General features: G+C 33.5%; 11 protein-coding genes. 9 read left to right on the forward strand and 2 right to left on the reverse strand.

Translation table 11 applies throughout. From position 1 onward, the window contains the following. Window position 1 precedes the first annotated feature (1 nt). From ffh to rplS, 5 genes are all read left to right on the forward strand, one after another. Complete coding sequence (gene ffh / locus KA845_RS09155; protein WP_002510965.1) at window positions 2–1,366, forward strand: signal recognition particle protein; 1,365 nt, start codon at window positions 2–4, stop codon at window positions 1,364–1,366. A 468-nt stretch (window positions 1,367–1,834) separates the two neighbouring features. Next, on the forward strand, window positions 1,835–2,101 hold the full coding sequence (gene rpsP / locus KA845_RS09160) for a 30S ribosomal protein S16 (RefSeq protein WP_002510966.1): 267 nt from the start codon (window positions 1,835–1,837) through the stop codon (window positions 2,099–2,101). A gap of 180 nt (window positions 2,102–2,281) precedes the next feature. Continuing rightward, on the forward strand, window positions 2,282–2,788 hold the full coding sequence (rimM, locus tag KA845_RS09165) for a ribosome maturation factor RimM (protein ID WP_002510967.1): 507 nt from the start codon (window positions 2,282–2,284) through the stop codon (window positions 2,786–2,788). Further along, on the forward strand, window positions 2,788–3,522 hold the full coding sequence (gene trmD / locus KA845_RS09170) for a tRNA (guanosine(37)-N1)-methyltransferase TrmD (RefSeq protein ID WP_002510968.1): 735 nt from the start codon (window positions 2,788–2,790) through the stop codon (window positions 3,520–3,522). Before rimM ends, trmD begins: the two co-directional genes overlap by 1 nt. A gap of 104 nt (window positions 3,523–3,626) precedes the next feature. Continuing rightward, window positions 3,627–3,977 (forward strand): 50S ribosomal protein L19, encoded by a 351-nt coding sequence (gene rplS / locus KA845_RS09175; protein ID WP_002510969.1) that lies wholly within the window; start codon window positions 3,627–3,629, stop codon window positions 3,975–3,977. Window positions 3,978–4,032: 55 nt separating this feature from the next. On the opposite strand, the gene KA845_RS09180 is transcribed toward rplS, so the two are convergent. Both KA845_RS09180 and KA845_RS09185 read right to left on the reverse strand, forming a co-directional pair. Next, entirely contained in the window at window positions 4,033–6,645 is a 2,613-nt protein-coding gene (locus KA845_RS09180; protein WP_210127988.1) for a YfhO family protein, read from the reverse strand. A gap of 5 nt (window positions 6,646–6,650) precedes the next feature. Continuing rightward, window positions 6,651–9,248, reverse strand: a complete 2,598-nt coding sequence (locus KA845_RS09185; RefSeq protein ID WP_210127990.1) for a YfhO family protein — start codon at window positions 9,246–9,248, stop codon at window positions 6,651–6,653. A 294-nt stretch (window positions 9,249–9,542) separates the two neighbouring features. Here KA845_RS09185 and ylqF point away from each other — a divergent pair, with 294 nt between their 5' ends. The 4 genes from ylqF to sucD all read left to right on the forward strand — a co-directional run bounded on the left by ylqF (window position 9,543) and on the right by sucD (window position 13,385). Further along, entirely contained in the window at window positions 9,543–10,415 is an 873-nt protein-coding gene (ylqF, locus tag KA845_RS09190; RefSeq protein ID WP_210127992.1) for a ribosome biogenesis GTPase YlqF, read from the forward strand. Beyond that, window positions 10,378–11,193, forward strand: a complete 816-nt coding sequence (locus KA845_RS09195; RefSeq protein ID WP_052028142.1) for a ribonuclease HII — start codon at window positions 10,378–10,380, stop codon at window positions 11,191–11,193. Before ylqF ends, KA845_RS09195 begins: the two co-directional genes overlap by 38 nt. A 95-nt stretch (window positions 11,194–11,288) precedes the next feature. Continuing rightward, a complete protein-coding gene (gene sucC, locus KA845_RS09200) occupies window positions 11,289–12,455 on the forward strand; it encodes an ADP-forming succinate--CoA ligase subunit beta (RefSeq protein ID WP_002510974.1) in 1,167 nt (388 codons plus the stop codon). 21 nt (window positions 12,456–12,476) lie between these two features. Further along, entirely contained in the window at window positions 12,477–13,385 is a 909-nt protein-coding gene (gene sucD / locus KA845_RS09205) for a succinate--CoA ligase subunit alpha (protein WP_002510975.1), read from the forward strand. Window positions 13,386–13,598: the final 213 nt, after the last annotated feature.

Genomic DNA, 13,598 nt, shown 5'->3' on the forward strand with positions numbered 1-13,598 from the left:
TATGGCGTTTGAAGGATTATCCGATCGTTTACAAGATACGATGCAAAAAATCCGCGGCAAAGGAAAAGTAACAGAAGCCGATATTAAGATGATGATGCGCGAAGTTCGACTCGCATTGTTAGAAGCCGACGTTAACTTTAAAGTTGTAAAAGACTTTGTCAAAACAGTGTCAGATCGAGCACTAGGATCAGATGTAATGAAATCATTAACACCTGGTCAACAAGTGATTAAAATAGTTCAAGATGAATTAACCCAGTTAATGGGTGGCGAAAATTCAACTATTACAATGGCCAATAAGCCACCAACAGTAGTTATGATGGTAGGTTTACAAGGTGCAGGTAAAACAACAACAGCAGGTAAATTAGCTTTACTTATGCGCAAAAAATATAATAAAAAACCGATGTTAGTTGCAGCAGACATCTATCGACCTGCAGCAATTGATCAATTGCAAACAGTAGGTAAGCAACTAGATGTACCAGTCTATAGCGAAGGCGATCAAGTAAAGCCTCAAGAAATTGTGGAAAATGCCTTACAACATGCTAAAGAAGAACATTTAGATTTCGTAATCATTGATACAGCAGGTAGATTGCATATTGATGAAGCTTTAATGGATGAATTACAAGATGTTAAAACAATTGCGAAACCAAATGAAATCATGTTGGTTGTCGATGCTATGACTGGGCAAGATGCTGTCAATGTTGCACAATCATTTGATGAGCAATTGGAAGTTTCAGGAGTTACATTAACAAAATTAGATGGTGATACACGTGGTGGTGCAGCATTATCAATCCGCTCGGTAACGCAAAAGCCTATCAAATTTGTTGGTATGAGTGAAAAATTAGATGGCTTAGAACCATTCCACCCAGAAAGAATGGCTTCTCGTATTTTAGGTATGGGTGATGTTTTAAGCTTAATTGAAAAAGCTCAACAAGATGTCGACCAAGATAAAGCGAAAGACTTAGAGCAAAAAATGCGAAGTTCTTCGTTTACACTAGATGACTTTTTAGAACAATTAGACCAAGTGAAAAGCTTAGGACCACTTGATGATATTATGAAAATGATTCCTGGTATGAATAAAATGAAAGGATTGGATAATTTAAATATGAGCGAAAAGCAAATCGATCATATTAAAGCTATTATTCAATCTATGACACCAAATGAGCGAAATGATCCTAATACTTTAAATGTGTCGCGTAAAAAACGTATTGCTAAAGGTTCTGGACGTTCTTTACAAGAAGTGAATCGTCTTATGAAACAATTCAATGAAATGAAGAAAATGATGAAACAATTTTCTGGCGGTAAAGGTAAAAAAGGTAAGAAAAATCAAATGGAAAACATGTTAAAAGGTATGAATTTACCATTTTAAACGATGTGACTGGGACATAAATCCCATTGTCAAAATAAGAAGACGAATCCTTAATATGGATTCGTCTTTTTGATATTTAAAGCTTTACGATTTTGACCGTGCGTGCTTGCCTAGGGGTATGGTTCGAGCCTGTAGTCTCTCACACATACTATTCCCCTGGGCGTCAGCACGTTACAAAATCAGTACAATATGTATTTTATTATGCAAAAATTAGGATCTTCAAAACAAACAAAAGTTGAACTATAACTTGGTTTTGTCTTGATGGTATTGTATATACAAAATCGCAATATAATATTATATCGACTTTATGTAATAAATGATGTCTCGGACTCATTATTTTAGCTCAATAGCACAAATATTATTTTCTTTTAAATAGTAAAGAGAAAACTCTTTACAACTTAACTATTAACTGGTAATATTATTTCTTGTAGAAAATAAATTATAGAAATCAAAGGAGAGAATCAAACAATGGCAGTTAAATTACGTTTAACACGTTTAGGTTCAAAAAGAAACCCATTTTATCGTATAGTAGTAGCAGACGCACGTTCACCACGTGACGGTCGTATCATCGAACAAGTAGGTACTTATAATCCAAATAATGTAAATGCTCCAGAAGTTAAAATTGACGAAGCATTAGCATTAAAATGGTTAAATGATGGTGCTAAACCAACAGATACTGTACGTAATATCTTATCTAAAGAAGGTATCATGAAAAAATTCGACGAGCAAAAATAATCGTTGATTATAAAGTGTGATATTTAAGAGTACCATATAGGGTACTCTTTTTTTATAGGCTAAAGTTGAATTTACTCATAGGCAACTGTAACAAAATATATAAACAGAGACTATAGCATGTTATAATTTACGTGATTAATAAAAGTTTGAAGATGAGTATTTTATTTCGGAGGAACATATATGAAAGTTGAAGTAGGTAAAATCGTCAATACACATGGCATTAAAGGTGAAGTAAAAGTAAAATCAAATTCAGATTTTACAGATACACGTTTTCAACCAGGCGAAGTGTTAACGATAGAACAAACACACAAAGAACCAGTAATGTTAACTGTAGCATCACATCGTATGCATAAGGGCCTACATATGCTTACATTTGAAGGTATTAATAATATCAATGATATTGAGCATTTGAAAGGGCAAGTATTATTGCAAGAACGCGATCATGAGGAAATTGAGTTAGCTGAAAATGAGTTTTATTATTCAGATATTATTGGCTGTACTGTCTTTGATGATGAAGATACCCCGATAGGTAGAGTTATCGAAATTTTTGAGACAGGTGCAAATGACGTATGGGTTGTAAAAGGAGATAAAGAATATCTAATACCTTATATTGCTGATGTGGTTAAGGAAGTAGACGTGGAAGGTCGTACAATCCATATAACACCACTGGAAGGATTGTTGGATTAATGAAAATTGATTATTTGACGCTATTTCCGGAAATGTTTGATGGAATATTGAATCATTCGATTATGAAGCGAGCACAAGATAAAGGGGTCTTGCAAACGAATACTGTTAACTTTAGAGATTTTGCTGAAAATAAACACAACCAAGTAGATGATTATCCCTATGGTGGTGGACAAGGAATGGTATTGAAACCTGAGCCAGTATTTAATGCTATGCAAGCAGTTGAACATACTGAAGCAACACGTGTCATTTTGATGTGTCCACAAGGTAAACCATTTAATCAAGCGTTAGCACAAGAACTAAGTGAAGCAGAACATTTAGTATTCATTTGTGGTCATTATGAAGGTTATGATGAACGAATCCGTACACAGCTAGTAACGGATGAAGTATCTATTGGTGACTATGTTTTAACAGGTGGTGAATTGCCCGCCATGACTATGACTGATGCTATCGTTCGTTTAATACCTGGTGTATTAGGTAATCAACAATCACATGAAGACGATTCTTTTCAAGATGGTTTGCTTGAGTTTCCACAGTATACTCGTCCAAGATCGTATTTAGGACATGATGTGCCAGATGTATTGCTCTCAGGCAACCATGCACATATAGAGCAATGGAGACATGAACAAAAGCTGATTAATACTTGGGTTAAAAGACCTGATTTATTAGAACAGTATCCGTTAACAACAGAAGACCAAAAAATATTAGAAACTTATAAAAAGCAATTGAAAAAATAAATAGTCTGTGCTAACATAATTTAAGTGTGCAAAGCACGAAAATCACTATGGTCCGCTGCTATATATTTGTCAAGGCAAGAACATAGGCTGAAGGAGAGAAAAAAATGACTAATCACAAATTAATTGAAGCAGTAACTAAGTCACAATTACGCACTGATATACCTTCATTCCGTCCAGGTGATACTTTAAAAGTTCACGTACGTATTATTGAAGGTAATCGCGAACGTATCCAAGTATTCGAAGGTGTAGTTATTAAACGTCGTGGTGGCGGCGTGTCAGAAACTTTCACTGTTCGTAAAATTTCTTCAGGTGTAGGCGTGGAACGTACATTCCCTGTACACACTCCTAAAATTGAAAAAATTGAAGTTAAACGTCGCGGTAAAGTACGTCGTGCTAAATTATACTACCTACGTAGCTTACGTGGTAAAGCTGCTAGAATTCCTGAAATTCGCTAATCAGTATAAGACGAATAAAAAGACGAGCCTATATTTAGGCTCGTCTTTTTTGTGTTTAATGTTGCTTTTTGCGTACCCATATCGTGAAGCCAATACTCAATAATATGCTCAGTCCAGATATGGTAATTAATACCCAAAAATGTGGGGGTCTATAGTGTAATGTTAATTTTTCTTGACCCTTTTCAGCAGGTATTACAGTCATAATACCATTACCCTTTAAGACAGGGATTTCTTTACCATTACTTTTGGCATACATGCCATCACGATAGGCCATAGGTAATACGATATATCCTTTATCTTGTTTACGTTTCGTCACAGTATAACCATCTCGACGTTGTGCAACATCGACTTCGTTTAGAGATTGTGCACTACGACGTAAAGTATTATAATTTTCGCCATAAATCCCTTTAATGCGATACTTATAAGTACCTTGAGCTAATTTTAACTTTAAGACATCATTAGCTTTAACTCGCATAGTTACTGGGTTAACCAAGCGTCGATATTTATAATCTAATTCATTACGAGTTTGTTTATATTCATTAATGCCTACATAATGTTCTTTATTTGGTGCGAGTAACTGAATGTCTAATTCTACATACATATCTTTATACTGCTTAGCTATAGACTGTGGTAGCTTAAACTCGACACCCCCGTTATTTTTTGTAACGACAAGTTGCTTTTTATCATTTATATATGCATTTTGCATGGATTGCTCTGCTTTAGATAACAAATTATCATTAGCTTCAAATGAAGAGTTAACATATTTATCGTTATTGAATGTAACACCTTGTAACATTGCTTGTTCTTTATCTAATGGTGATTTCAAATCAGATTGGTCGTACACTTTGTTAGTAATATGTGCACTAGGATAATCGATTTCATTTTTAGAATGTATAAATTCAGCTTTACCATTTTTTATAAGTTGATGTTTTTTAAAACCATAAGTCATATTAAGGTCGTTAGGACGACGAATACGATCTTTGACATTCCATAGCGACATTAAGTTTGCACGGTTTGATAATAAGCGATAAGTACTATTTTTGTCTGTATGCATATTGATTTGTAATTGTTTATCGTAGTAATTTAAAATATCCCCATCAAAAATACTTGAGTATAGAGCTATACCATTAAAATGATAAATCATCGGAGAATTCAGTCCATATTGTGACATGTAATCAATTCTGTTTAATGGATCATTTGGGTAAGACTTATTAATTGAGTCGATTTTTTGTGCTAATTCTTTGCTTCGATAGGAAGAATCATCCAAATCAGCAAATGTATTTTCATATTTTTTGATGTTATTAAAATGGTAATCGTTAACAATTAAAGCTTGCTGTATTACAAATAGAGCTAAAAGTATAGGTAGTGCCCATTTTTTAGTAATAAGTGGCTTATTGTAAATCAAGCACCCAACAAAAATCATAATGATTATACACACAATCATCCAATTCATTTTCTGTGCTGTAACTGTGATTGACATAGTTACTATAATCAATAAAGCTGGTATACAAGCATATATATATGATTTTAACGTTAATTCCGCCATATATTGCACAAATAAAGCTATTAAAATAGCAGTAGTTAGTGCGAATAAATAAATCCATCTACGTTGTGGTGTTGAAAATCCATTGAACATACTATCGAAATAAGGTGTTAAAGCTCCGAGGAGCATTATCCAAGTTGCAATGGCAAACATTTTATAATAATAATGTCTGTATAATTTAAAAGCAAATAATGCAACTAAAGCAAAAGCAGTGACAGTAATATAAAAGCCATTGGAAAAGAAATGTGTTTGGCGTGCAAAATCAGTAAAAAGATTAATTTCAAATTCAGGATTAGCTTTGCGATCATTATTTAAAAATGAAGATACTCCCGTATAAAATCCCCAAATAGCTACTAATGTACTTAATACTACTGCAATAGTTATCGTATAAAATTTTTGCCATCGCGTTATGATATCGTTTGGGTGTACAATACAGAGTCGATAAATAAAATAAAAACTTAAAGCAACCGCTTGAAAATAACTAAAATAAAAATTTGAAAATAACGTTAAGGCAATGGCAAAAATGAATAAGCCAAGCTTACGTTGCTTGAAATAACGTTCAATTCCTAATAAAGACAACGGTAAGAAAATGAGTAAATCACCATAAAATGACCAGGTAAAATTAAAATAAATGACAATAGTTGACGCGCCATATAGTAGGGCAGCTAAAAATACTGTGCTGAATTTTAAGTTTAAAGATCTAAAGTAATAAAAAGCTAAAGTATAAGTAACTACCGTTTTAACGAATGCAACGATGAGCTGGTTACCAGGCCAAAATCCAATGTCACTAGGATTTAAATGAAATAATTGTGTTGCTAACCATACAAAAATAAAGTTTATATATGTAAATGGAGAGGTGGCATAGTAATAAGATAAGTCTTTAACATAATCGCCACCTAATCCGAAAGAATGATCATAAAAGCTCTGGAAAGACGTAAAGTGCTCATATAGATACATTTGAAATGGCATCATCTGGCGAAACCCATCGCCATTACCGCTAAAAATAACCCCTTCAGTAAGAAAACGATAAATATAAGGTGTAAATTGCAACAAGGCAACTAAAATCCCCATTGCTATAATACAACACAAACGTGTTATTTTATTTGTCCATAATTGTTTTAACATGCCAACTATCCTCTTTTCTTTTTATGGATCGTGCTTTTTTTATATAACATAAATCGGAAAATAACACTAATGACTATACTAACTAAAGATATAATTATCATAGTAAACCAAAATGGTGGTTTATATTTAATAATGATAGTGTCGTTATTTGAACGTACTGGTACACCAGTCATGAAGTAATTTACTTTTTGTGGAGTGACTTTTTTACCATCCACGAAAGCTGTCATTCCTTGACGATATGGAATATTAATTTGTGCCATACCGCTCTCATGTTTTCCTAAATCAACTTTTACCCCGTTGTTAATATCATGATAATGGTGCGATTGTTGTTGTTTTGTCGCTTGCTTGAGTGTATCGTAATTTTCTCCATGTAATTGAAGTAATTGGAATTGATACGTTCCATATGGACTTATATCAATTGAAATATTACCGTCACTATCTGGTTGGGTTCTGTAAAGCTGTGTGTATACGCCGGTTTTATAAGTCGAATTGTTAAATAAACGATTATTTTGATATTGATTAAGTTGTACTGAAAAATTACTGTCAGGTAGCCCACGCTTAATTTTCATTGTCATATAAAAATCATCGTACTGCTTTCTTATTTTTTGAGGTATATGTAGTTTTATTTGTCCGGAATTTTTAGTAACTTTGATTTTATTTTTACGCTGTTGTTGAATATTATCAGTTGTAATTGTTACATCATTCAATAAATTTTTGGATTTTTGCTGTAAAGCTACACCTTTATGCGGTAAGACAATTCCTGTTAACATAGCATGTTCACGCGCGATTGGCGTATGCAGTTTGCGAGCGTCATAAATTTTATTACTGACACGGACAGCTGGTAAAGGTAATTGGTTTTTATAAATTTCATATTGCCCTTGATGTTCGACTTTTTTAAAATATGACGGTACATTTGATTGATGTTCCTTGCGCATTAAATATTTTACAGATAATAAACTCGCTAAATTTTGTCTACCATTCGTTGATTGATAACGGCTGACAGATTCATTAACCATATTAATTTTTAAATGATCGTAATAAAAGTCTAAAATATTATGATGAAAAATACTGGAATATAGACTTAAACCTTTAAAGTGTTGATACATAGGTGTGTTATCTTGTTCATCGACACGCCAGTCAATACGTTCATCATCGTTTTTAGTTGTTTGCATCTTATTTACAAGTTCACGCTGTTGTTGTGAATTATACATACTACTTTGTACGTAATTTTTGTTTGCCCGCTGTTGGTGGTCTGCAAAATAAATTTGGTATTTGATAAAAACAAAAGATACTAACAATAATAATATAATAATTGACAGACTATACAGTGGTGTTAGTTTTACTTTGTATTTAGGTTGTTGTAATAGCAAAATTAATAAACCTATAACACATACTATTGGTACGAAATAAACCCAAGATACAACAGTGTCAACAAGCCAAGCGCTCGTAAAAATGACGCCTATGGCAATTACTGAAGTCGTACAATAGTGCCGGATAGATAAAGTCTTAAAATATTTTACATAACTTCCAATGAGCATAGCACTACTAAATGCTAATAAATAATGCCACCGTTTCTGAGGAGCGGAAAAACCATTAAATACTTGATCGATATAAGGGATAAATGCAGCTATTATACAAAATAGAGTACATAAAGCAAATAATTTAAAATAAAAATGTTTATACAACTTAAATGCCAATAATGCTTGAATTGTAATAAAGATAACGACAATTAAGTAGTTATCATAAAATAAATTAGTGTTTTTATCTAACGGTTCAAACAAAGGGACCTCTCCGTTAAATGGGATACGACGATTATTTACAAAACTCATAACTCCATGGAAGAAGAAAAATAAGCTACAACCTAAACCTAATAATGCAGCTATGAATAACACACTAAAATGCTTAATAGAAAGTTTAATATCATTTTTATGTCTAAAAATTAAACGTAATGCCAAATAAATAATACCAGTTAAGCATTGGTAATATGCAAAATAAAAGTTATTAATCAAAGATATGGCAACTACGATGATAAATAAACCAATTTTTTTATGTTGTAAAAACCTTTCTATTGCTAGTAAGAGCAAAGGTAATAATATAAAAATGTCACTGAAAAATGGCCAATATACAGTGAATCTAAAATATAATGGTGATAAGACAAATAAAGCTGCAACTAAAATAGCAACTTGTCTATTACGTAATATGTAGTGAGCATAGTAAAAGGTTGCGCACATTGCTAAAAATGCTTTGGCAATAGACAGCACTATGGCATTTGTCATCCAAAACATTACATCAGAAGTTGGCATATGTATAAACAGTTTGCAAATAGAGATAATAATGACATTGATAATAAATAAAATATTAGTAGAAAAATAATATGCTAAATCAGTAAAAAAATCTCCACCTAATCCGAAATCTGTGGCGTAGAACCAATTGCCTTGAGACCAATTATCATATAAAAACATTTGTATTGGAATCATTTGTTCCATACCATCATTTGGGCCAGTAAATAAAATACCATCCACCCAAAATCTATAAATAATATAGCTATGTCCTATCACTGCTAGTACAAATAATAGCATGAATATTAGTAGTTTTTGTCTCATTCTATAACTCCTGTGAATTGGATATATAAAGCGATAAAAATTCAATTAAGAAATATGTAGTTACAAATCATTTTGCACTATAACAACGTATACAGTAACTATACCCGTATTTCTTAGAAGCAACAGCGTGATTTGAAAATTTGTGATTAACATCTAAATAAAATGTTGAACATAAAGAAATGCTATCATAATTTACGTTATCATATTAAAATATGTAATGGACATAATATAAACAAAGGTAAATTCGAAATAACTAAATCTAAATATAATTTTTAAAAGTGAAAGGTGATGTTTATGGTAATACAATGGTACCCAGGACATATGGCCAAAGCCAAAAGACAAGTGACTGAGCAACTTAAAAAAGTAGACGTAGTATTTGAGTTGGTTGATGCACGTATACCATATAGTTCGCGTAATCCAATGATTGATGAAGTGATACAACAAAAACCACGTGTAATTATTTTGAATAAAAAAGATATGGCAAACTTGAAAGAACTAGAAAAGTGGCAATCTTATTTTTCAGCACAAGGTAATTTTCCTGTAGCAGTTGATGCTAAGCATGGTAAAGAGTTAAAACAAGTAGAACAGGCAGCTATTCAAGCAACAGAAGATAAGTTTGCTAAAGAGCGTGAAAAAGGGTTGAAGCCACGTGCAATTAGAGCGATGATTGTAGGAATTCCGAATGTCGGCAAATCTACATTAATTAATAAATTAGCAAATCGAGCAATCGCTAAAACTGGAAATACACCAGGTGTAACGAAACAACAACAATGGATCAAAATTGGGAAGTCGTTACAATTATTAGATACACCAGGCATATTATGGCCTAAATTTGAAGACCAACTCGTAGGAAAAAAATTAAGTATAACAGGTGCGATTAAAGATAGTATTGTTCATTTAGATGAAGTTGCTATATATGGATTAGAATTTTTAAAACAACATGATTATGAAGGCTTAAAAAAACACTATAATATCGAAGTAGCGATAGATGCCGAAAACTTAGAATGGTTTGATGCTATTGGACGACGCAGAGGGCTATTACAACGTGGTAATGAAGTAGACTATGAAGCGGTTATTGAATTAATTATCAATGAAATTCGTAATGCTAAAATAGGCACTTATACTTTCGATGTTTTTAAAGAAATTGAGCGTGACTATTTTGAGTAAACAAACGATTAAAGATATCAAAAAAGAATTACAAACAATTACATCTTTAGAAAGTTTAGCGCAAAGTGAACATCAACTAGATGAACGAAAAGGTGTAAAACTAGCTATAACCCAAAGGCAGAAACAATTAGAAAAAGATGTAAGATTACGTGAACAATATGTTGAGATGACTCAGTTTGAGACTAATATAGCTAAACAACATCAGGACGCAGTGATATGTGGTATTGATGAAGTTGGCAGGGGGCCTTTAGCAGGACCAGTGGTGACGTGTGCAGTTATTTTAGATCCAACATATGACTTTATTGGAATTAATGATTCAAAGCAATTATCTGCCGATAAACGACAACAGCTACAACAAGAAATTCAAACAAACGCACTTGACTATGCCTATGGTGTCGCTTCAGTAAAAGAAATTGATACTTTGAATATATATCAAGCGACTAAACTGGCAATGCTCCGTGCAGTACAAAAGCTAACGGTAACCCCATCACACTTGCTTATTGATGCTATGGAAATTGATACAGATATTGCACAAACATCACTGATAAAAGGGGATGCGCGTAGTATCTCTATAGCAGCTGCTAGTATTTTAGCTAAGGAATATCGTGATCAATACATGAAAGATTTGGCAGAAACATATCCAGGTTATGCTTTCGAAAAAAATGTAGGTTACGGTACTCAAGCTCATTTAGATGGGATTACACGTTATGGTGTGACAGAGGTTCATCGAAAATCATTTGAACCGATAAAATCCAAGGTTAAAAACTTAGAAATTTAAAATAATTCTAAAGAAGATGGCTGAAACAGTTTACAATAGCGCTTACATTTCTTATAATTGAAATGCACTTAACCTAAGAAACAGGAGGATGGAGAATGAATATCCACGAGTATCAAGGTAAAGAAATTTTTCGTTCCATGGGCGTTGCTGTCCCAGAAGGACGCGTAGCATTTACTGCTGAAGAAGCGGTAGAAAAAGCAAAAGAATTAAGTTCAGAGGTATATGTGGTAAAAGCACAAATACACGCTGGCGGTAGAGGTAAAGCTGGTGGTGTAAAAATTGCGAAATCACTATCTGAAGTTGAAAGTTACGCTAATGAATTACTAGGTAAACAACTAGTAACTCATCAAACAGGTCCAGAAGGAAAAGAAATTAAACGCCTTTACATAGAAGAGGGCTGCGATATTCAAAAAGAATATTATGTTGGATTTGTTATCGATCGTGCGACAGATCGTGTAACACTTATGGCATCAGAAGAAGGCGGTACTGAAATTGAAGAGGTAGCTGCTAATACACCGGAAAAAATCTTTAAAGAGACTATTGATCCGGTAACAGGTTTAGCTCCTTATCAAGCTAGAAGAATCGCATTCAATATTAATATTCCAAAAGAGTCTATTAATAAAGCAGCGAAATTTTTAATTTCACTGTATAACGTATTTATTGAAAAAGATTGTTCAATTGTTGAAATTAATCCATTAGTAACTACAGGTGATGGTGATGTTTTAGCTTTAGATGCAAAAATTAATTTCGATGACAATGCGTTATTTAGACATAAAGATATCCAAGAATTACGCGATTTAGAAGAAGAAGATCCGAAAGAAATCGAGGCTTCTAAATACGATTTATCTTACATCGCATTAGATGGAGATATTGGTTGTATGGTTAATGGTGCAGGTTTAGCAATGGCAACAATGGATACTATTAATCACTTCGGCGGTAATCCGGCTAACTTCTTAGATGTAGGGGGCGGCGCTACAAAAGAAAAAGTTACTGAAGCTTTTAAAATTATTTTAGGCGATGATAATGTTCAAGGTATCTTCGTTAATATCTTCGGTGGTATTATGAAGTGTGATGTTATCGCGGAAGGTATTGTAGCTGCTGTTAAAGAAGTAGAACTAACATTACCATTGGTAGTTCGTCTAGAAGGTACAAATGTTAAAGAAGGTAAAGCAATCTTGAAAGATTCAGGACTTGCTATTGAACCTGCTGCAACTATGGCTGAAGGCGCACAAAAAATCGTTAAACTCGTTAAAGAAGCGTAAGGAAAGGATGGGAGCACTAAGATGAGCGTATTTATAGATAAAAATACAAAAGTAATCGTACAAGGTATCACAGGGTCTACTGCCCTTTTCCATACAAAACAAATGCTTGAATATGGTACACAAATTGTAGCAGGTGTAACACCTGGTAAAGGTGGACAAGTTGTTGAAGGTGTACCAGTATTTAACACAGTAGATGAAGCAAAAGAACAAACAGGTGCAAATGTATCAGTAATCTATGTACCAGCACCGTTTGCTGCGGATGCAATTTTAGAATGTATTGAAGCTGAATTAGATTTAGCAATCTGCATCACTGAGCATATTCCTGTAGTTGACATGGTTAAAGTTAACCGTTATGCAGAAGGTAAAAAGACACGTGTCGTAGGACCTAACTGCCCAGGTGTTATTACTGCTGACGAATGTAAAATTGGTATTATGCCTGGTTACATTCATAAAAAAGGTCACGTAGGTGTTGTATCTCGTTCAGGTACATTAACTTATGAAGCTGTACACCAATTAACAGAAGAAGGTATTGGTCAAACTACAGCAGTAGGTATTGGTGGCGACCCTGTCAACGGTACTAACTTCATCGATGTATTACAAGCATTTAATGAAGACGATGAAACAAAAGCAGTAGTAATGATTGGTGAAATTGGTGGTACTGCTGAAGAAGAAGCTGCAGAATGGATAAAAGCGAATATGACTAAACCAGTCGTTGGCTTCGTAGGTGGTCAAACTGCGCCTCCAGGAAAACGTATGGGCCATGCTGGTGCCATTATTTCTGGTGGTAAAGGTACTGCAGCAGAAAAAATCAAAACATTAAATGAATGTGGCGTGAAAACTGCTGATACACCATCTGAAATTGGAACAACATTAATTGAAGCTGCTAAAGAAGCAGGCATTTATGATCAATTATTAACTGTGAAACAATAATATTTAGAGTGCACAAATCCCGAAATATGTCGGGGTTTGTGCTTTTTGAGGTGCAGTAAATTCACGATGTAACACACTGTGACAACACAAGACAAACGTGTTGTCGCAGTGTGTTTTTACTTGTTAAAATTGGATGTCAATTCAGTGGAAAGTTAAATGTAATTGTAATATTAGAAAGTATAACGCCTTATCTATAATACATAGTAGAGGAGG

Source organism: Staphylococcus sp. GDX8P114P-2, assembly GCF_017892945.1.
Classification (GTDB): domain Bacteria; phylum Bacillota; class Bacilli; order Staphylococcales; family Staphylococcaceae; genus Staphylococcus; species Staphylococcus arlettae.